The organism is Embleya sp. NBC_00896, from assembly GCF_045207785.1.
GTDB lineage: Bacteria > Actinomycetota > Actinomycetes > Streptomycetales > Streptomycetaceae > Embleya.
The window spans coordinates 834351-855250 of sequence record NZ_CP108777.1 but is presented as its reverse complement, the minus strand read 5'-3'; the positions used below and the strand labels follow the sequence as shown (position 1 = coordinate 855250).

17 protein-coding genes are annotated in these 20900 nt (G+C 73.0%); 11 read left to right on the top strand and 6 right to left on the bottom strand.

Features of this window, described 5'->3' with window-relative positions:
* Window position 1 precedes the first annotated feature (1 nt).
* Window positions 2–1387, bottom strand: a complete 1386-nt coding sequence (locus OG928_RS37075; RefSeq protein WP_331766389.1) for an amidase family protein — start codon at window positions 1385–1387, stop codon at window positions 2–4.
* A 451-nt stretch (window positions 1388–1838) separates the two neighbouring features.
* On the opposite strand from OG928_RS37075, the gene OG928_RS37070 reads away from it, so the two are divergent.
* From OG928_RS37070 to OG928_RS37055, 4 genes are all read left to right on the top strand, one after another.
* The gene (locus OG928_RS37070; protein WP_331766388.1) at window positions 1839–3131 is read left to right on the top strand and encodes a cytochrome P450; all 1293 of its coding nucleotides are present in this window, start codon (window positions 1839–1841) and stop codon (window positions 3129–3131) included.
* A gap of 421 nt (window positions 3132–3552) precedes the next feature.
* Complete coding sequence (locus OG928_RS37065) at window positions 3553–3759, top strand: hypothetical protein (RefSeq protein ID WP_331766387.1); 207 nt, start codon at window positions 3553–3555, stop codon at window positions 3757–3759.
* Entirely contained in the window at window positions 3752–4732 is a 981-nt protein-coding gene (locus OG928_RS37060; RefSeq protein ID WP_331766386.1) for a hypothetical protein, read from the top strand. The genes OG928_RS37065 and OG928_RS37060 overlap by 8 nt, the downstream gene beginning before the upstream one ends.
* Window positions 4733–4734: 2 nt before the next feature.
* Window positions 4735–5568: a hypothetical protein gene (locus OG928_RS37055; protein ID WP_331766385.1), complete on the top strand. Its 834-nt coding sequence runs from the start codon at window positions 4735–4737 to the stop codon at window positions 5566–5568.
* An 85-nt stretch (window positions 5569–5653) separates the two neighbouring features.
* Here the strand turns inward: OG928_RS37055 and OG928_RS37050 are convergent, their stop codons facing one another.
* Complete coding sequence (locus OG928_RS37050; protein WP_331768245.1) at window positions 5654–6838, bottom strand: ROK family transcriptional regulator; 1185 nt, start codon at window positions 6836–6838, stop codon at window positions 5654–5656.
* A gap of 256 nt (window positions 6839–7094) precedes the next feature.
* Between OG928_RS37050 and OG928_RS37045 the strand changes: the two genes are divergently transcribed.
* The 5 genes from OG928_RS37045 (at window position 7095) to OG928_RS37025 (ending at window position 12985) form a co-directional block, all read left to right on the top strand.
* Window positions 7095–7802, top strand: coding sequence for an NAD(P)-binding domain-containing protein (locus OG928_RS37045; RefSeq protein WP_331766384.1), 708 nt, complete (start codon window positions 7095–7097; stop codon window positions 7800–7802).
* Between the two features lie 200 nt (window positions 7803–8002).
* Window positions 8003–8320 (top strand): peptidylprolyl isomerase, encoded by a 318-nt coding sequence (locus tag OG928_RS37040; RefSeq protein ID WP_331766383.1) that lies wholly within the window; start codon window positions 8003–8005, stop codon window positions 8318–8320.
* A 163-nt stretch (window positions 8321–8483) separates the two neighbouring features.
* Window positions 8484–8939 carry a DoxX family protein gene (locus OG928_RS37035; RefSeq protein ID WP_331766382.1) on the top strand — a complete coding sequence of 152 codons (456 nt, stop codon included), beginning with the start codon at window positions 8484–8486 and terminating at the stop codon, window positions 8937–8939.
* A 569-nt stretch (window positions 8940–9508) separates the two neighbouring features.
* Complete coding sequence (locus tag OG928_RS37030) at window positions 9509–10945, top strand: hypothetical protein (RefSeq protein ID WP_331766381.1); 1437 nt, start codon at window positions 9509–9511, stop codon at window positions 10943–10945.
* Between the two features lie 39 nt (window positions 10946–10984).
* Window positions 10985–12985, top strand: coding sequence for a phosphocholine-specific phospholipase C (locus OG928_RS37025; RefSeq protein ID WP_331766380.1), 2001 nt, complete (start codon window positions 10985–10987; stop codon window positions 12983–12985).
* A 58-nt stretch (window positions 12986–13043) separates the two neighbouring features.
* Here the strand turns inward: OG928_RS37025 and OG928_RS37020 are convergent, their stop codons facing one another.
* Together OG928_RS37020 and OG928_RS37015 are read right to left on the bottom strand one after the other, a co-directional pair.
* Window positions 13044–14303 (bottom strand): aminotransferase class I/II-fold pyridoxal phosphate-dependent enzyme, encoded by a 1260-nt coding sequence (locus OG928_RS37020; RefSeq protein WP_331768244.1) that lies wholly within the window; start codon window positions 14301–14303, stop codon window positions 13044–13046.
* 187 nt (window positions 14304–14490) lie between these two features.
* Window positions 14491–15780, bottom strand: coding sequence for an aminotransferase class I/II-fold pyridoxal phosphate-dependent enzyme (locus tag OG928_RS37015; protein ID WP_331766379.1), 1290 nt, complete (start codon window positions 15778–15780; stop codon window positions 14491–14493).
* Window positions 15781–15845: 65 nt separating this feature from the next.
* Here OG928_RS37015 and OG928_RS37010 point away from each other — a divergent pair, with 65 nt between their 5' ends.
* Window positions 15846–17306, top strand: a complete 1461-nt coding sequence (locus OG928_RS37010; RefSeq protein ID WP_331766378.1) for a PLP-dependent aminotransferase family protein — start codon at window positions 15846–15848, stop codon at window positions 17304–17306.
* A 75-nt stretch (window positions 17307–17381) separates the two neighbouring features.
* Here the strand turns inward: OG928_RS37010 and OG928_RS37005 are convergent, their stop codons facing one another.
* Entirely contained in the window at window positions 17382–18416 is a 1035-nt protein-coding gene (locus tag OG928_RS37005) for an MBL fold metallo-hydrolase (RefSeq protein ID WP_331766377.1), read from the bottom strand.
* A gap of 179 nt (window positions 18417–18595) precedes the next feature.
* Window positions 18596–19660, bottom strand: a complete 1065-nt coding sequence (locus OG928_RS37000) for an ATP-dependent DNA ligase (RefSeq protein ID WP_331766376.1) — start codon at window positions 19658–19660, stop codon at window positions 18596–18598.
* Window positions 19661–19770: 110 nt separating this feature from the next.
* Between OG928_RS37000 and ligD the strand changes: the two genes are divergently transcribed.
* Window positions 19771–20778: a non-homologous end-joining DNA ligase gene (gene ligD, locus OG928_RS36995; protein ID WP_331766375.1), complete on the top strand. Its 1008-nt coding sequence runs from the start codon at window positions 19771–19773 to the stop codon at window positions 20776–20778.
* Window positions 20779–20900 lie beyond the last annotated feature (122 nt).

The window sequence follows — 20900 nt, the reverse complement described above, 5'->3', positions numbered from 1 at the left end:
GTCAGCGCACCGTGAACGCCGGGGCGTGCCGGGGCCAGGGACGGGCCTGTTCGATCCGGGCGGCCACCGCGAGCAGCAGCGACTCGGAGCCCGGCCGGCCGACGAGCTGGACCGCGGACGGCAGCCCGTTCGGGCCCTCGCCCATCGGGACCGTGGCCGCGGGGTAGCCGGCCAGGTTCCAGGCCACGGTCATCGGGGCGTACCGACCCGATGTCACGAAGCTGCTGGACCACGACCCCTGGCCCCACCGTCGCGCCGCCGGCGCGGGCTGGGCCAGCGTCGGCATCACCACGACGTCGAACCGGTCGAAGAAGGGCGCCATCGCGGCGCGGAACCGGGACCGGTCCGTGTCGCGCGGCGGACGCACCGCGGCGGCGATCCGCCCCGCCCGCGCGTGCCGTACGGTCCTGGTCTCCAACCGGCCCCGCAGCTTCGGATCGGCCAGGTACGGCGCGGCGTCGCGCGCGGGCAGTGCCAGCCAGCGCGAGTTGACCGCGAGCGCCGCCCACAGCGGATACTTCGGCTCGGCCGGCTCCACCGCGTACCCGAGCCCGCGCAGCAACCGCCCCGCCGCCCCGACCGACGCCTTGAACTCCCTGTGCACGACTATCCCCGCCACCGGCGGCTTGACCGACAGCGCGACCCGGATCCCCGCGGGCTCGGGGTCGGCCCCGGCCACGTCGGCGCCGGCCATGACCGCGAGCATCAACGCCGCGTCGGCGACCGTGGTGGTGAGCGGTCCGTTCTCGGACATGCCGTCCCAGCTGTCCGGGCCGATCTCGGCCGGGACCAGGCCCGTCCCCGGCTTGAACCCGAACAGCCCACAGTCGGCGGCCGGGATCCGGATCGAGCCGGCACCGTCGTTCCCGTGCGCGATCGGCACCATGCCGGCGGCCACCGCCGCGGCCGCGCCGCCCGAGGAACCCCCCGCGGTCACCTCGAGGTTCCACGGGTTGCGGCTGGTCCCGTACACGCTGTCGCTGAACGGATAGATGCCCAGCTCGGGCAGGTTGGTCTGGCCCACGACCACGGCGCCGGCCGCCCGCAGCCGCGCGACCACGGGATGGTCCACCGCCTGCGGGGTCGCCGGCGTGGCGGCCGAGCCGCTGCGCATCGGCTCGCCCGCGACGGCGATGTTGTCCTTGATCGCGATCGGTACGCCGGCCAGCGGCAGTTCGGACCGGTCGGGGCGGGCGTCGACGGAGTCCGCCTCCACGAGCGCGTCGTCGGCCCGCACTCGGACGAACGCCCCGACCCGTCCGTCGAGCGCGGCGATCCGATCGAGGTGCTGCCCCACCACCTCGCGGGCGCTCACCTCGCCCGCCCGCACGGCCGCGGCCATCTCGATGGCCGTCCGCCCGATCCACGCACCGCTGGTGTCGCTCATGATGTCCTCCGCCGAGAAGGTCCGTCGAGACGCCGGACGCGTTCCGCGCCGGCGCCTACGCTGCCAGCTCGCCCCGCCACCCGCCACCTGTCACGCCCGACACAGCCCCGCCCCGCGTCGTCCCGCCCCTCCCGCGTCGCGGATCCGATCCGGCCGGTCGTTCCGCGGCGTGAACCGAGGCCGGCGCTGCCCCGGGTCGGATTTATCCAATCCCGACCCCCGGGTGCGCCGGCACAGTGGCGCGCCACGGGCCCGGGTGGTCACGCGCGGGTGTCTGGGGCATCGGGGGTGCGCGTGGGTGCCCGGGTCCGGGGGTGGAGCCGGGGCGGACGGACGACCGTTGGGGGGCTCGGATGTGGGCAGGGGAGACGACGGCGGTTCGCGTGGCGGTCGGCGGCACCGCTCCGGCCGAGGGCGTGGAGGGTGTGCCGCAGGCCGCCGGGGCCCGGGGATGAGCACCTCCGTCGTCGTCCCCGACCTGACCGATCCCGACTTGTACGCGCACGGCGACCCGCACACCGTGTGGCGGACCCTGCGCGAACACGCCCCGGTGTACCGGCAGTCGGTCGGCGACGGGCTCGGCTTCCGGGCGGTGACCCGGTACGCCGACGTGGCCCGGGTGGCCCGCGACCACGACGTGTTCGGCCCCGAACAGGGCGCCGTGCCCGACCCGTTCGGCATCGGCGACCCGGCCGTCGGGCAGCGGCTCGCGGCGACCGATCCGCTCCGGCCCGACCGGATGCGCGTCCTGTTGGATCAGGCCCTGCGGGCCCGGCCGATCCGGGCGCGCGCCGACGACATCCGATCCGGGATCCGCGCCCTGCTGCCACCGGACGGCGATCCCTTCGACCTCGCCGAGGCGATGAAGGCGCTACCGCTGGTGGTGATCGGCGCGCTGCTCGGGTTGCCCGAGGACGACCGGCCGCGGCTCGCGCACCTGGCGCTGATGGCCTTCGCCGGGGACGATCCCGACTACCGGCTCCCGGAAGGCCCCGCGGCGACGGTGCGCCGAGCCCATCGCGAACTGTTCGCCTATTTCGGCGACTTGGTCCGCTACCGCGTCCGCCGCCCGCGCGACGACCTGATCGGCACTCTGCTGGGGCTGCGCCACGACGGCGAGCGGCTCTCGCCCGACGCGGTCGTCGTCGGCTGCCACGATCTGCTGCTGGGTGCCGGTGTCCCGCTTTCGCAGGTCCCCGGTGCGGCAGTCCTGGAACTGGCCCGGACGGGCGGCTACGCCGCCTGGGCGAACCGCCCCGACCTGCTCGACAGCGGCGTCGAGGAGGCGCTGCGCTGGTCGACGCCCGCGAACCACCTGGTCCGGATCACCCGCCGCCCCGTCGAGTTGTCGGGCGTGTGGCTGCCCGAGGGCGCGACGGTCGTGGCCTTCCTGGGCTCGGCCGACCGCGACGACCGCGTGTTCGCCGCGCCCGACATGTTCGACGTGGCCAGGCGGTCGAACCGGCACCTCGCCTTCGGCGCGGGGCGCCGCTCCTGCGTCGGATCGAGCACGGCCCGACCGGCGTTGCGGCTGCTGTTCGGCGAACTGTTCGCCACCTACGCGTCCTTGGAGGTCGTCGGCGAACCGGTCCGGCTGCGATCGACGTTCCTGGCCGGCCTCAAACGGCTGCCCGTGCGGGGCCGGCCCCGGCCGGGAACCCGACCGGTGACGTCTCCGTCCCCTCGGGGCGGTGCCGACCGTCGGAGCCAGTCGTCCGACATCGCGAAGTCCTTTCGGGCATAGGGGAGTTCGTCCCACAGGGTCCCGTGATCACCCGTCTTTGCGGGCATGCTCGCGAGGTTGCAGCCCAAAGGGGTCTTCTCGGAACGGTTACGAGATCGGCTCCGGCCGGGTGCCCGCTCGGATACCGGCTGTCGCGAGTCGTCGCGGCCCGCCACCGCATGAACCTCGTCATAGGGGTGATTCATATCGAAGCGGCCGACCCGATCGACCCGTCGATTTCCCTCGTGATCCCCCCGGAGTGCAACGCAACACCCCCACGCACGCGTTAGGTACACGATTGAAACGTTCGCCGCGACGGCCCCTTCCGCCGGGATGTAACGCTGTCACGGCGATCGAACCCCCCATGCGTCCGCCCCCACGGTTCGCATGTACCGAAAAAGCCCCCCAGCAAGCGGAACACAAGCACACCAGGAGCCGGATCATGATCATGACCCGACCGCTGATCCTCGGCCGCAGGAGCACTGCCCCCGTCCGCTCCCTGCCCCCTCTGCCCGACCACCATTACGACCCTGTCGTCGGAGCGAACGTCACCGCGGCCGGCACCTTGTTGATCCATGTTGCAGAGCCCGCGGCGATAGCCTCCTACACCGGCACCCAGGAACAGGGTGGCTGGAAGAAGGATGACTGAACCGCACGTCGTGGTCGTGGCCGCCGAGAACGACCTCACCGCCGATCTGGTGATGTCGCATCTCGACGGCCGCGCCGCCGTTGTACGCCTGGACCCCGGCCGGCTGCGCGCCGACATCGAGGTCACCGGCCATCACACCGCCGGACACTGGCACACCACCCTGCGCCACGGCGGCACCGGCGTGATTCTGGACGAGAACTGCGCCGTGTACTGGCGCAAGCCCACCCGGCCCGATGCGTTCGCCGCGGCCGAAGCCGACGAGCGGTGGCGGGCCGACGAGAACACCACGGCCCTCCTGGGACTCCTGAGGTCCCGCCCCCTGAAGGTCTGGTGCAACGACCCGACCACCGTCGCGGCCTCGCGGCTGAAGCCGACCCAGCTCGCGGCCGCCGCCGCGGTCGGCCTCGCCGTGCCCGACACGCTGCTCACCTGCGACCCGGCCGCGGCCCGGGCGTTCATCACCAACCACGACGACCGGGTCGTGGTCAAGGCACTGACCCAACGGCACACCACATTCATCCCCACCACGCACATTCGGCTCGACGACGACCTGTCGGGCATCGCCGGAACCGTCCACTACCTCCAGTCCCTGATCCCGGACCGGGCCTTCGACGCCCGCGTCACCGTCGTCGACGACCGCGTCCTGACGGCCGCGATCACCACGGACGGCGAACTGGACTGGCGCGTCGCGCCCGACGGCGCCTGCCACTACGAGCCGATCACCGCCCCGCCGCGGATCGAGCGGGCCTGCGTCGAGCACGTCCGGGCACTGGGCCTGACCTACGCCGCCCTCGACCTGATCGTCGACCACGACGGCCGGTGGACCTACCTCGAGACGAACTGCGCGGGCGAGTTCGGCTTCATCCAAACGCACACCGACCTGCCCATCGCCCAGGAGATCGCCGCCCTGTTGATCCACGGCCCCGCCCGCCGCGCCCCCGAGTCCGACCGCCCGGCCCAGGCGAGGATGTGAAGATGGACCCGCTCCTGGCCGCCGCGCTCGACACCCTGGGCATCGTGGGACCCGTACGACCGCTCACCCCTCACCACAGCAGGGCCTGGCGCGTGGGCGACTGGAAGGTCAAGGCCGCCACCACCGCGGCCGACATCGCGCCGCTGATCCACGACGCGCGTGCCGTCGCCCTCCTGCACGCCCGCGGCCTGTATCCGGGCGCCGGCGCCTACGGGCAGGTCGGCGACGGCGTGTGGACCGCGATCGAATGGCGCGCGGGCAGCACCCTGTGGGACTGGTGCCGCGTCGCCCGCGACCGGTACCCGGCCGACGACGTCGCCGCCCGGCTGCGGCACATCGGGCGGCAGGGGTTCGCCAGGCTCGCCGAACTGCACGCGGCCGGCTGGCACCACGGCGACATCCAACCGGCCAACATCCTGGTCACCCCCGGCGACGGCATCGAGTTCATCGACTACGACTTCGCCCAACACCCCGACCTGCCGCTGCCCTACCCCTACCGCGGCGGCATGGACCACGCCACCGCCCCCGAGATCGCCCAGCGACTCCTCGACACCAGGCCCGAGGTGCACATCCCGCTGACCGACGTCGCCGAGGTCTACAGCTTCGGCGCCTCGCTGCGCTGGTCCTGGACCGGTTGTACCCCCGCCACCACCCGCACGATCGGCCCGGCGGTGACGCCCACCGACATCCTCAAGGACATCACCACCGGCCACCACCGCGGCCCGCTCCCCATCGAACGCCCCTGGCCCGACCCGATTCTGGAAGCCCTGATCGCGAGCACGACCAGCCTCGACCCCGCCGACCGCACCGCGACCGCGGCCCTTGACGGGACGTGACGGAGCGACCGACGCGACCGACCCGGCCGGGTCGCCCCCGCGCGGGCGCACGCCAGTGGTGGCCCCGACGCGCGGGCGCCGCGGGTCAGGGCGCGGAGAAGACGTGGTCGCTGATGAAGCGGGTCGCGCCGATGATCCCCGCCGTGTCGTGCAGTTCGGACAAGACGATGGGCAGGTTGCCGGTCGCCAACGGCAGCGACTGGCGGTACACCACGCTGCGGATCTCGGCGAGCAGCGCGTGCCCGAGGAGCCCCGAGACGCTGCCGCCGAGCACGATCAGGCCCGGGTTGAAGAAGCTGACCAGCGTCGCGAGCACCTGGCCCACCCGCCGGCCGCCGGTACGCACCAGGCGGATCGCGGCCACGTCGCCGGCCGACGCCGCCGCGGCGATGTCGGCCACGCGCAGCTCGCCGGCCTCGACCAGCCGGGCCGCGAGCTGCGCGGAGGCGCCGGAGCGGGCCGCCGCCGTCGCGTCGCGGACGAGCGCGGTGCCGCCGAAGAACGCCTCCAGGCAGCCGACGTTGCCGCACGCGCAGGTCGGGCCGGACTCGGCGACCCGAATGTGCCCGATGTCGCCCGCGCTACCGGACGCGCCGCGGTACACCCCGCCGTCGACGACGATGCCGCAGCCGATGCCGGTACCGATCTTGACGAACAGGAAGTCGTCGACCGAGCGGGCCGAGCCCGCGTGCTGCTCGCCGACGGCCATGATGTTGACGTCGTTGTCGACCTGCACCGGGCAGCCCAGCTCCCGGCCCAGCACCTCGCGCACGGGGTAGCGGTCCCAGCCGGGCATGATCGGCGGGACCACCGGCACGCCCTCGCGAAAGCTCACCGGGCCGGGCATGCCGAGCCCCACGCCGTGCACTGCGGGCATCAGGCCCCGGTCGCGGAGTCCGTCGATCAGGGACAGGGCCAGGCCGAGCACGACCTCGGGCCCCTGGCGTACGTCGCACGGCTCCGACACGTGCCCGAGGACGCGCAGTTCGCCGTCGGTGACCGCGACGCCGAGCGAGGTGGCACCGATGTCGATGCCGACGAAGCGCAGCGACGTCGCCAGGCATACGATGCCCGAGCGGCGCCCGCCCCGGGACGCGGCGAGCCCCGCGTTCTCGATCAGGCCCAGCTCGGTGAGGCGATCCAGCTCGACGGCGACCTTCGATCGGGACATGTGGACCAAGTCGCCGAGTTCGGCTCGCGACCGGGGGCCGTCGTCGCGCAACAGCGCCAACAGGCGCGCTTGGTGCTCGTTCTCGGGCCGGACCGTCATCCCCATGGCGTTGCTTTCCGCAATCCCGGTTCCATCGAGCACCGTTCCCCCGTCGCTTGCCCATCGATGTCGGTCGTACGCCGTGGTGCCGCATAGTTTCGTGCGTGGTGATCGGGCCGAACCTAGTGACTTTCGCTCGGCAGGTGAAGAAGCCCGGCAAAAAATCTTGCCGTTTTCCACTCACCGAGGACAAAGTCTCGGAACACCCACGGGGTCGGCGGGAATAGCGCTCGCCGGCGCGGGGTTCGGCCTGCACATGACGACTCTGGGATTGATCGGCAGCGGCATGATCGGTGGCACCCTGGCGCGATTGGCGGTCGCGGCCGGGATCGACGTCGTGCTCAGCAATTCGCGCGGGCCGCAGACGTTGGCCCCGCTGGTGGCCGAGCTCGGCCCGCGCGCACGGGCCGCGACCCCCGCGGAGGCGGCCGCCGCCGGGGACTGGGTCGTGGTGAGCATTCCGCTGGGGCACCAGCGGGAGGTGCCGGCCGACGCGGTCGTGGGGAAGGTCGTGCTCGACACGACGAACTACTACCCCCAGCGGGACGGCCATGTGGCCGCGCTCGACACGGAGGAGACCACCACCAGCGAGCTCCTCCAGGCGCATCTCCCGGCGGCGGCGGTGGTCAAGGTCTTCAACAACATCTACTTCAAGCATCTGGCGGCGCTGGCCCGCCCGGCGGGCGCGCCGGATCGCACGGCGCTGCCGATCGCCGGCGACGACGCCGACGCGAAGGCGGCGACGACGAGGCTGCTCGACCTCCTTGGCTACGACGCCGTGGACGCCGGTGACCTGGCCGAGGGGTGGCGCTACCAGCGCGACACCGCCGCGTACGCGACCCTGTACACCGGCAACCCGCAGAGCCGCAGCCTCTCCGCGGACGACCCGGGCCGGAGCGTCGGCGCCGACGAGCTGCGCGCGGCCCTCGCGGCGGCCCGCCGCTACAAGGAGACCCCCGCCTGAGGTCCACCCGCCGACCGGGCCGGTGCCGCGGCCGTCCGGGGCCGGCCCCTCCGGTCCGGACGGCCCGGACGGCGATTGCGCCGTCCGGCGCCGTCCGGGTCACGAGTGGGCCGCGCCCGGCCCTATCATCCACATGATCGACAACTCGGTGACCGCGCTCGTCCCGAGTGCGCCGGGTGGCGACCACCCCGGGAGAGATCTTGTCCGACGAACTGGAATACCACGCTCTGCACATCGCCGTGGAAACCGAGGACGAGGCCCGCGCGATCCTCGCGGAGCTCGCGGCGGACCCGAGCCGATTCGGCGCGATCGCCAAGGCACGGTCCAAGGACCCTCGGTCGGCGGCGCTGGGCGGCGACCTCGGCTGGGGATACGAGGACGACTACGCGGAGGCGTTCGCCGAAGCGCTCGTCAAGCTTCGCCCCGGGCAGCTGAGCGACATCGTCGCGTCCCAGTACGGTTTCCACGTCATCAAGCTCGCGAACACCCGCCCCGCGCGGCCCCGCGACGAGGACTGAGCGAGCCGCACCGACCCCGCATCGGCCCCCGCGAACGCGCGGCCGGCACCGGGGCGAGTGTGCCAATTTTTGCGGGTTCGAGACAGCGGCATTGCCCATACCGCAAGCGTTGGCAAAAACTGGTCTGGACCAATCAGTCGCCCTCCCACCCAGGAGTCGTCCGATGCCGCCAGTCCCGCACGCCCTCATCGAATCCGCGAAGCCGCACGTGCTGGGCCTCTTCCGCATCGTCGTCGGGCTGCTGTTCGCCTGCCACGGCTGCGCCTCGCTCTTCGGTCACCCGAACACCGTCCGCGGCACCGTGTCCGTTGGTGAGTGGCCCGGCGGGTACGCGGCCGTCATTCAACTCGTGGGCGGCGCCCTGGTGCTGCTCGGGTTGGGCACCAGGGCCGCCGCGCTGATCTCGTCGGGGTCGATGGCCTACGCCTACTTCTCCGTCCACCAGGAAGAGGCTTTGTGGCCGCTCCAGAACGGCGGCGAATTGTCGGTGCTGTTCTGCTGGTCCCTGTTGCTGATCGCGGTGTTCGGACCGGGCACCCTCGCGCTCGAACGACTGCTGGTGCGCACCGCCCGCACCCCACCCGCGTCGACCGAGTCCGCCCCGGCCGGCGCGGTCTGATGGCCCGGTCCACGAGCGCGCGACGACTCACCCGAGCCTGCCGCGGCGGACGCGGTTCGCAGCCCACAGGCCGAACCGGTCGCCACCGCCCTCGAGGCGCCGGCCCGTGAGCCGCATGCGCCGGCTCTTCCCGTGAACCTCGCCCGCGCGTGTCGGCACGTTCACGCTCCGGCCATCGGCCGCCGGCCTACTGAACCGAGTCGTACAGCCAACCCGACGTCCGCACGGAACACTCCCGTGCGGACGTCGGTCCGCCCCGAGCATCGGCCGAGCCAACCCCAGCCCGGCGGCGCTTGAGGCCACTCGGCCGAAGTCCGGCTCACCCCAAGCACCGGCCGAGCGAAATCCAGCCCGGCCGGCGCTTGAGGCCGCCCGGCCGAAGACCGTCTCATCTCAAGCATCGGCCGAGCGAAATCCAGCCCGGCCGGCGTTGGAGGCCACTCGGCCGAAGGCCGGACCAATCCAAGCCCGGCCGGCGTTTGAGGCCAACCCAGCCCGGCCGGCGCTTGAGGCCAACCCGACCCGGCCACCCCCTTCCGCACCCTCGACCCCCGAAAAGGACCGACGACATGCCCGGAAGTTCCCTCACCCTCCTCCGCCCCACCGCACCACAGGAGGGTGACCGGCTGACCTTCCGCTTCGGCACCGACGCTCCGCACGCGAAGAACTGGGTGGGCGTGTACGACGGCGCCCGCAAGCCCGGCGACGGCAGTTCACTGGCCTGGAAGTACGTCACCACCGCCGACGGCGAGGTGGTCATCGATACGCAGGGGCTCACCGACGGCCCCTACACCGCCTACCTGCTCGCCAAGGACGGCTACGCGATCCTCGCGCAGACCGCGCCGTTCTCCTTCGCCGCCCGGCCCGTACCGCCGCGCCCGCGATTCGCCGTCGACACCGTCACCACCGCGGCCGTCGCCCCGGGAGACACCGCGACCGTGCGCCTCGCCGGCCTGTGGACCGCGGCCGGCGGAGCCCAGTCCGGCCAGGGCGTCACCTTCCGCACCCGCGGCGGGGACGGCTGGCTGACCGCCGGCGCCGACGGCACGGTCACCGCGAAGGCGCCACGCGGCGGCGCCCGCCACCCCGGCGTGCTCACCGTCGAGGGCCGCGACAACGCCACCGGCGTGACCTCGCGGCTCGATGTCCACGTACCGGTCCGCCGCAACGACCGCAGCGTCGCGCTCAAGGTCGCCGGCCTCGACACATGGGAGGCCGGCAAGCACGTCGACGGCGCGGTGACCAAGCTGGTGCGACTCGCGCTCACCCAGAACCTGGACCTGCTCGCGCTCCAGGACACCGGCGGCACCCTGGGCAAGTCCCTCGCCGACGCCCTCGGTTGGGCCGTGTACGAGGACCCGGCCGGGCTCGCGCTGGTCAGCCGGCACCCGCTCACCGACCCGCGCCCCGCGACCACCGACCTGCCCGCCGTCGCGGCGACGGTGCGCGCTCCCGGGGTGCGTCCCGTCCGGGTGTGGACCGCCCACCTGGACGAGGCCGACTACGGGCCGGACGCCATCCGCCAGGGCCGCACCGCCGCGCAGGCCGAGGCGGCCGAGCGGGCGAGCCTGCGGTACCGCCAGGCGCAGGCCCTCGTCGCGGCCCTGGAGCCCGACCTGCGCGCCGCCCGGGACACCCCGGTCCTGCTCGCCGCCGGCCTCGCCTCGCCCTCGCACCTGGACTGGACCGCGCGCGCCGCGGCCGGGCACGGGGGAGTGGGACCGGTCCGCTGGCCGGTCACCCTGCTGCTCGAACAGGCCCGGCTGACCGACGTGTTCCGGGCCGAACACCGCGACCCCGTCCGCGAGCCCGGCACCACCTGGTCGCCCGTCGACCCCACCCGGCCCCAGGACCGGATCGACGCCCTGCACACGGCCGGACCGCTCGACGCCACCGAGGCGCACACCCTGGTCACCGGCTGGCCCAAGCCGGTCCCGGGCACCGCCGCGAACGGCTGGCCCAGCGACCACGCCGCCGCGGTCGCCACGTTCACCCTGCGCGCCTGATCCGTCGTCATCTCCCGCCACCGAAAGGCCCGTTCCACCATGACCGAGTTCAGCCGCCGTTCCTTCGTGGGCGCCTCCGCAGCCGTCGGCGCGGCCGGCGCGGTGGGCCTCACCGCGACCCCCGCGCACGCGGAGCCCGACCCGGCCGCGGCTCGCCGGCCGAGCCCCGGCAGCATCAAGGACGTCCGCCACGTGGTGATCCTGATGCAGGAGAACCGCAGCTTCGACCACTACTTCGGCACCCTCGCGGGCGTGCGCGGCTTCGCCGACCGGCAGGGCCTGGTCCTGCCCGGCGGCGACGACGTCTTCCGCCAGCCCGCCGCCGGTCGCGCCGACGGCGGCTACCTGCTGCCGTACCGGATGGACTCCACCAAGTACAACGCGCAGAACGCGGGCGGCCTCCCGCACGACTGGAGCACCGGCCACACCGCGGTGAACAACGGCGCGCAGAACCGCTGGGTGGCCGCCAAGGGCGAGCGCTCGATGGGGTACTTCACCCGCGAGGACATCCCGTACCAGTACGCGCTCGCCGACGAATTCACGGTGTGCGACGCCTACTTCACCTCGCTCAACGGCCCGACCGACCCCAACCGGCTCTACCTGTGGTCGGGCACCGCCGGCCCCGGCCGCGACGGCACCACCGGCCCGTGGATCGACAACACCCCCGTCACCGACAACCCGGTCGCCGACTGGACCACCTACGCCGAACGCCTGTCCGCCGCCGGGGTGAGCTGGCGCGTCTACCACAACCCGAGCAAGGACGAGCGCTACGGCGACTACGACGACAACGGGCTCTCCTACTTCAAGCAGTTCCACGCCTTCGCCAAGGACGACCCCCGCTACATCAACGCGATGACCAAGTGGGACCAGGCCGCGTTCGACGCGCACTGCAAGGACGGCACGCTGCCGACGGTGTCCTGGCTCGTCGCGCCCTACCTGTTCAGCGAACACCCCGACGCCGGGCCCAACTACGGCGCGCACTGGGTGAACACCGCCCTCCAGTCGATGTTCGCCAACCCCGAGGTGTGGAAGCACACCGTGTTCCTGCTGATGTACGACGAGAACGACGGCTACTTCGACCATGTCGTGCCGCCGATGCCCGAGCCGGGCACCCCCGAGGAGTTCGTCGGCGGCCGGCCGATCGGCCTGGGCACCCGCGTCCCGCTGTGGATAGCCTCGCCCTGGTCACGCGGCGGACACGTCAACTCCCAGGTGGCGGACCATACTTCGGTACTGCGCTTCCTGGAGACCGTCACCGGCGTCCAGGAGCCGAACATCTCCGCGTGGCGACGCGCGGTGTGCGGCGACCTGACCTCGTGCTTCGACTTCACCAGGCCCGACTACACGATCCCGTCGCTGCCCGACACCAACCCGCTGATCGCCAAGGCGGACGCGGCCAAGGCGCTGCCCGGGGTCAGGCTGCCCGAGCTCGGCGCCCAGCAGGTCCCCACCCAGGAGCCGGGCCACCGCCCGCACCGCCCGCTCCCGTACCGCCCCTCGGCCGACGCGACCGTGGACCGCGGCACCGGCAAGGTGGTGTGCACCCTGGTCAACGACGGATCGGTGACCTTCCACTTCACCGTCTTCCCCAACATCGCGCTGCCGTTCGCCGGCACCCCCTTCACCGTCGCGCCCGGCGGCACCGCCGCGTACACGTGGGATGCCGCCGGAACGGACGGCGTCTACGACTTCAGCGTGCACGGCGCGGACGGATTCGTCCGGCGCTTCGCGGGCCGCGTGGTGCGCGACCCCCAACGCGACATCGCGGTTCCGTCGGTGCGGGCCGAGGTGCACGGCCGCAAGCCCGAGTCGGCCCGACTCGACCTGCGGCTGGCCAACGAGGGCGACGCCGAGGTCCGCTTCACCGTGACCCCCAACGACTTCGGCGGCAAGGCCCGCGAGCAATGGGTCGGCGCCCGCGACCACGCGACGATCGCGTGGCCGACGGACGCGTACGGCCGCTACGACGTCATCGTCGCCGCCCCCGACGGCTTCACCCGCCGCTACGCCGGCACCGTGCACCCCGCCGACCGCGACTGAACGCACAGGGCCCGCCCCCGAATCATCGTCGGAGGCGGGCCCGGGTGTCCGTGTTCGGTCAGCCCTTCTTCACGGCGGCCTCCATGGCGGCCAGCTTCACGCAGACGGCCACGGCGCGCATCGCCCCGCGCACCTCGTCGACCGTGGGGTAGCTGGGGGCCAGCCGGATGTGGTGGTCGCGCGGGTCGTTGCCGTTCGGGAAGGCCGCGCCCGCCGGGGTCAGCGCGACGCCGACCTCCTTGGCCAGCCGGACGACCTCGGCGGCGCAGCCGTCGGGGACCTCCAGGCTGACGAAGTAGCCGCCCTCGGGCCGGGTCCAACGGGCGATCCCGAGCGCGCCGAGCTCGCTCTCCAGCACCTCGTACACCGCCTCGAAGCGCGGCTCCAGGAGTGCACGGTGCAGCCGCATGTGCGCGGTGACGCCCTCGGTGTCGCCGAAGAAGCGCACGTGGCGCAGCTGGTTGACCTTGTCGGGGCCGATGGTCTGCTTGGCCAGCAGGCCGGTCAGCCAGGCGATGTTGGCGGGCGAGGAGCCGAAGAAGGCGACGCCGGAACCCGCGTACGTGATCTTCGAGGTGGAGCCGAAGACGAAGGCGCGGTCGGGGTTCCCGGCCTCGGCGCAGGCGTCCAGGATCGAGACGAGCTCGACGGGCTCGTCGGTGAGGTGGTGCACCGCGTAGGCGTTGTCCCAGAAGAGTCGGAAGTCGGGCGCGGCGGTCGGCATCGCGGCGAGCCTGCGGACGGTCTCGTCGCTGTAGGTCTCACCGGTGGGGTTGCTGTACTTGGGCACGCACCACATGCCCTTGATCCGCGGATCGGCGGCGACCAGCTCCTCCACCGCGTCCATGTCCGGGCCCTCGCCGGTCAGCGGCACCGGGACCATGCCGATCCCGAAGCGCTCGCACACCGAGAAGTGCCGGTCGTAGCCGGGCACCGGGCACAGGAAGAGCACCTCGGGCTCCTCCACCCAGCGGCGCTCGGCCCCGGGCACGGGCGAGAGCAGCGCGTTGGCGACCACGTCGTGCATCACCGTCAGGCTCGCGTTGCCCAGCGCCAGCAGCTGCGCGGCGGGGACCTGGAACAGGTCGGCGAAGATCGCGCGCAGCTCGGGCAGGCCGTTGAGGCCGCCGTAGTTGCGGCAGTCGGTACCGTCGGCGGCCTTGTAGTCGCCCACTTCGGGCAGTCCGGCCAGCCCGTCGGCGAGGTCCAGCTGCTCCGGCGAGGGCTTGCCGCGGGTGAGGTCGAGGCGAAGGCCCTCGGCCAGCAGGGCGGCGTAGGCCTCCCGGGCGACCGCGAGGTCGGTTTCCGACACGGACAGAGCGGGGCTGAGCGACACGAGAGTCCCCAAAAAATGAGCGGTGATCGTGGACCATACGGCGGATGCAATCTACCAACGCCACCCGGTGATCGAATCCGCCGCGGCCTTCCACCGCCGATCGTCGGTAACCCCCCGTCGCTCTCCGTGCGCGCGCGGCGGTCGCGGGTTCCGCCGAAAAGCCCGCGAATCAGGAGCCGGCGGGCAGGGCCTGGGCGAAGTCTGCCCAGATGTCCTCGGGATCCTCGATGCCCACGGAGACCCGGACGGTGCCCTCGCCGATGCCGACGGCGCGCAGTTGCTCGGCGTCGAGCTGCCGGTGGGAGGTGCCGGCCGGGTGCACTACGAGCGTCTCCAGACCGCCCAGCGAAGCGGCGAGGAGGGCCAGCCGCACCCCGTGGACGAATGCGTCGGCCGCGGCCCGGCCGCCGGCGAGGTCGAAGGCGAGCATCCCGCCCGGGCCGTCCAGGACCCGGTCGACGACGTCGCGCCGGGGGTGGTCGGGCAGGCCGGGCCAGTACACCGCCGACACGGCCGGGTGCTCGGCGAGCCGGCCGGCCACGACGGCGGCGACCTCGCAGTGCCGGCGCATCCGCAGCGGCAGCGTGCGCAGCCCGCGCAGGGTGAGCCAGGCCGCGAACGGGTCCGGGTTCACGCCGGACTCCACGATCCGGTCCCACACCGCGCGGTGCCCGGCCGGGTCCGCGAAGACCGCGATCCCGCCCACGACGTCGGAGTGGCCGCCGACGTACTTGGTGGTCGAGTGCACGACGATGTCCGCGCCGTGCGCCAGCGGCCGACACAGCACCGGCGTGGCGAACGTGTTGTCGACGACCGTCAGGATCCCGTGCGCGCGGGCGACCGCGGTCATCGCGGGGATGTCGCACACCTGCGTCATCGGGTTGGCGATCGTCTCCAGGTACAGCAGCCGGGTGTTCGGCCGGACCGCCGCCGCGACCTCGGCCGGGTCGTCGCCGGAGACGTACGTGACCTGCACGCCGTAGCGCTGCTCCAGGTCCCGCAGCATCGCGAACGTGCCGCCGTACAGCCGCCGCTGCGCGACGACGTGGTCCCCGGAGGCGAGGTGGGTGGTGAGTACGGCGGTGATCGCGCCCATGCCGGAGCTGGTGGCCAGCGCCGCGACGCCACCCTCCAGGGCGGCCATCGCGGTTTCCAGGGCATGCGTGGTCGGGTTGCCGTAGCGGCTGTAGACGAACGGGGCGTCCGGCTTGCCCATGGCGTCGGCGAACACGTCGGCGTCGTCGAAGGTGAAGGTCGAGGCCTGGTGGATCGGGACCGCGACCGGGCGGGAGACGCCGGTGAAGTCGTTGCTCTCGGCGGTGCCGCCGGCGTGGACGGCGATCGTGTCGACGGCCTGCGCACGCGGTTCGGCGGACCGGACGGCGGGCGCGTCGGCGGCCGGCGCGTCGGGGTCGGGGGCGGAAGCGGGGATCGGGGCGGAGACGGGGGTGGAGGTCATGGACACAGAGCCTGGCCGGGAGCGGGGCCGGCCGGCAGAGCCAATCCTTGTATATTGGCTTGGCAATGAAGCCAATCGACGCGGAACTCGTGGTGTCGCACCTCGGTCGCTGGTCGGCCGGGCGCGGCCCATTGCACCTGCTGCTCGCCCGTCGCCTGCGGGAACTGGTCGACACGGGCGCCCTTCCGGCCGGCACCCGACTGCCACCCGAGCGCGATCTGGCGCGCCGGCTCGCGGTCGGCCGCAGCACCCTGGTCGCCGCCTACGACCTGCTGCGCCAGGAGGGCTTCCTGACCCGCCGACAGGGCAGCGGGACCTGGGTGGCCGGGTCGAGCGACGAGGGACCGGCGCGCCGCGTCGACGGCCCCGCGCACCCGATGTTCCTCACCTTCCTGGAGCCGCCCGACGGCGTCATCCAGATGGCGTGCGCCGCGCCCGACGCCCCGCCGCCGGAACTGCTCGACGCGTACGCGGTGGCCCTCGAACGGATGGCGTCGATCACCGACGACCTCGGCCACTACCCGGCCGGGCACCCCGATCTGCGCGCCGCCGTGGCCCGTTCGTACACCGAGCGCGGGATCCCGACGGCACCGCACGAGATCCTGGTGACCACCGGCGCGCAGCAGGCGCTGGCCCTGCTCGTCCGGCAGTTGGCGTCCCCCGGAGACCCGGTCCTGGTGGAGGGGCCGACCTACCCCGGCATGCTCGAACCGCTGCGCGACGCCGCCGCGGATCTGGTGTGCGCGCCCAACGGCTGGGAGGGGCTCGACGTCGACGCGTGGTGTCGGGCGGTCGCCGAGCGCCGGCCCGCACTGGCCTACCTGGTGTCGACCTTCCACAACCCCACCGGGACGGTGATTCCCCCGCTGATCCGGCGCCGGTTGGTGGAGACCGCCGTCGCGCACGGCATGCCGATCGTCGACGACGAGGTGCTCTCGGGCCTGTCGTTCATCGGCGACCCGCCGCCGGCACTCGCCGCGTTCGGTCCGATCGAGCACGTGGTCACGGTGGGCTCGCTGAGCAAGATCGTGTGGGGCGGGCTGCGCGTCGGCTGGATCCGGGCCGACCGCGACCTGGTCACCCGCCTGGCCCGGCTCAAGGCGACCCAGGACTTCGGCAGCAACGTGCCGGCCCAACTCGCGGCGGCCGAACTCGTCCCCAGGATCCCCGAGCTCTCGCGCCGCCGCGCCGACCTGCTGCGCATCCGCCACGACCACCTGTGCGCGCGGCTCGCCCGGGACCTGCCCGAGTGGCGCTTTCGCCCCGCGGACGGCGGCCAGACCCTGTGGGTGCGGCTGCCCTCCGGGGACGGCTCGTCGTTCGCGCAGAGCGCCCTGCGGCACGGCGTGGCGTTGCTTCCGGGCCCGTCGCTGCACCCGACCGGCGGCGACGCCGACCACGTGCGGATCTCGTTCCTGGCCGACACGGCAGTCCTCGACGAGGCCATGGACCGCCTGTCGGCCGCCTGGCGCGCCTACCCGGGCGCGCACGACGGCCACGCGGTCCTCAAGGGCATCGCCATGTGATCGCCGTGTGATCGCCATGTAATCGCGGTGTGGGCGTCCCGGGCGGCGGACCGCGTGCGTCCCGGTCCGCCCTGCTCAGAAGTCGAGGCGTTGGAGATGGGCGACGGGCAGGACCCGGGAGGGCAGGCCCGCGCGGCGGATGGCGTCGCGCAGGTCGGTGACGGCCTGGGCCCGCACCGTCTTGGGCAGGTTGGGGTCGTCGTAGCCGGTGATCATGTCGTCGTGGTGGCTCGGGATCACATAGCGCGGGCCGCCGAGCGCGGTGAGCAGCCGCGGCAGGTATTCGTGCACGGTGCTGAAGTCGGTCATCGATACGACGACGACATCCGGCCGCAGGCCCGCGAGTTCGCGTTCGACGAAGTTGGTGCCGCCGAACATCAGCACCTTCAGCCGCCCCGGCACGGTGACCTGGTAGGCGAGCGTGCCGCCCTCGACCAGATCGTCGATCGTCGCGGGCGGCGGGGGCGGCGCCGTTCGGGTGCCGGGCGCGAAGAAGCCGTGCCCGCCGGATTGGCTGTGCAGACTGCGGATCACCTCGACGGTGTAGGCGCCGCCGGCGAAGGCGAGGTACTCCCCGCCCGAGGCGACGATCACCGACCGCTCGACGCCCATCGCCCGCAGGAGGTGCGCGTGGGTCTCGGTGCCGATCGTGTCGATGGTCCCCTGCTTCCACTCCTTGCGACCCAGCAGGTACGGGACGTCGGCCATGTGGTCCCAGTGGCCGTGGCTGACCATGATCAACTCCGGCGGGCCCGCCAGCCGCCCCGAGGCCAACAGCCCCTCGATCACCCGGGGATCGGTGCGCAACGCCCCGCCCTGGAGGCGGTAGTCGAAGCGGCTCAGGTAGGGATCGAAGTACAACACCCTGCCGTCGAAGGAGATCTCCCAGCCGGCGACCCCGAGCCAGCGCAGCCCCACCCCGACCGACTTGCGGGCCGGCTCGACGGTCTCGGCTTCGGGTATCGGCACGGCTTCCGCGGCTTGCGCGGGGCTCGCGGCGGTCAGCCCCGCGGCGACCCCGGCCCCGCCCAGCACCGCGCCGCGCAGGACCCCGCGACGACTGGCGCCGGCTTCCGATCCCCGCGTGGACGTCGTGCAGTTCTCACACATGTGCTTGCTCCTCGGTCGGCGTCCGTGTGGAAGCAGCAGATCAAGATCCCCCGGCCCGCGTCCAAGACCGGTAACGACTGGGAACGATAGGGAAGTTGCTATGAACCCTGGTCCGCGGCCGAACGCGGGCCGCCGGGGCGGGGCGGTGGACGTCCGGCGCCGAGCCGCGCGACGTCGCGTCAGCGCGCGTCGAGGACGTCGGTGAGGTCGTAGCTCGCCGGTTCGGCGAGTTGTTCGTACGTGCAGTCGCCGGGGTCCTTGTCGGGGCGCCAGCGGCGAAAGCGTGTGGTGTGGCGAAAGCGGTCGCCCTGGACGTGGTCGTAGGCCACCTCGCATACCAACTCCGGGCGCAGCGGCACCCATTCCGAGAGGCGGCCGCTCGACCAGCGGGTCACCGCGCCGGGCAGTCGGTCCGCCTCGTGCGCCTCGGCCTCGGCCCAGTGCGCCCACGGGTGTCCGGACACGTCCTCGAGACGGTAGGGCGCCAGCTCGTCCACGAGCTCGGCCCGGCGGACCGCGGTGAACGCGGCGCTCACGCCGACGTGTTGGAGCCGGCCGCGGTCGTCGTACAGGCCGAGCAGCAACGAGCCCACGATCGGGCCCGACTTGTGCTCGCGATACCCCGCGACGACGCAGTCGGCCGTGCGCTCGTGCTTGATCTTGACCATGGCGCGTTCGTCCGGCAGGTACGGCCCGGCGGGATCCTTGGCCACGATGCCGTCCAGGCCGGCGCCCTCGAACCGGTCGAACCAGGCGCGGGCCACCTCGAGGTCGGTGGTGGCCGGTGCGAGGTGGATGGGCGGGGGAGTGTCGGCGAGCGCCTCCGCGAGCGCGGCGCGGCGCTCGGTCAACGGGCGATCCAGGTACGACTCGTCGCCCAGCGCCAGCAGATCGAACGCCACGAACGAGGCCGGCGTGGTCTCGGCGAGGTGCCGTACCCGTGAGGCCGCCGGGTGGACGCGGTCCTGGAGCCGATCGAAGTCGAGGCGGTCCTCGACCGCGACCACGAGTTCCCCGTCCAGGACGCAGCGCGCAGGCAGCAGCCGCAGTGCCGCCTCGACCACGTCCGGGAAGTAGCGGTCGAGCGGCTTGGTGTTGCGGCTGCCGATGAGGACCTCGTCGCCGTCGCGGAACAGCACGGCCCGGAACCCGTCCCATTTGGCCTCGTAGTGCATGCCGGCGGGGATACGTGCGGCCGCCTTGGCGAGCATCGGCTTGACCGGGGGCATGACGGGAAGGCGCATGCGGCCAGTCTGGGCGCGGGCCCCGGACCCCGCCTCCGCAGCGGGTGCGGCCGCGGGCGACACAGATCGAATATAAGGATACAAGGGGGCAAGTCTGGCTACTCTGAGGCATGAGCGCTGCCGAGGAGTTCGAGATCGACGGCAGGTCCGTCCGGGTGAGCAATATCGACAAGGTCTACTTCCCCGAGCGCGGCTTCACCAAGGGGGACGTCGTCCGCTACCTGATCTCCGTCGGGAGCGGCCTGCTCCGGGGGCTGCGCGATCGACCCACCACACTGCAGCGCTATCCCGACGGCGTGGAGGGCGAATCGTTCTTCCAGAAGCGGGTGCCCAAGTACCTGCCCGACTGGATCCCCACCGCCCGGATCAGCTTCCCCAGCGGTCGGCACGCCGACGAGATGGCCCCCGACAACGTCGCCGCCCTGGTCTGGGCGGCCAATCTCGGCTGCCTGACCTTCCACCCCTGGCCGGTCCGCCGCAGCGACACCGAACACCCCGACGAGCTGCGCATCGACCTCGACCCGCAACCGGGCACCGACTTCGCCGACGCGGTACGGGCCGCGCACGAGATGCGCGAGGTCCTCGCCGCGCACGGACTCACCGCCTGGCCCAAGACCTCCGGCGGCCGCGGCCTGCACCTGTACGTACCCGTGCGCCCGGACCGGACGTTCACCGAGGTCCGGCGGGCCGTCATCGCCCTGGGGCGCGAACTGGAGGCCCGGATGCCCGATCGGGTGACCACGGCCTGGTGGAAGGAGGAGCGCGGCGAGCGCATCTTCGTCGACTACAACCAGATGGCCCGCGACCGCACGATCGCCGCGGCCTACTCCCCCCGCCCCACCGCGCGCGCCACCGTCTCGGCGCCGCTGACCTGGGACGAACTCGACGACGCGCACCCCGACGACTTCGACCTGGCCACCATGCCCGAGCGCTTCGCCCGACGCGGCGACGTGCACGCCGACATGGTCGAGCACGCCTTCGATCTGACCCCGGTCCTGGAACTGGCCGACCGGCACGCCCACGACCGGGACCTCGGCGACCTGCCCTACCCGCCGGACCACCCCAAGATGCCCGGCGAGCCGCCCAGGGTCCAACCCAGCCGAGCCCGCGAGAAATGACCCGCGTCGGGGGAACGGGCGGGGAACGGGCAGGAAACGAGCCCAGGCACTCGACACCTGATCGGACCGGTTCCGCGGGCGTCCCGCCGCGTCGGATCGCCCGCCGGGCCTCCTCCCGACGG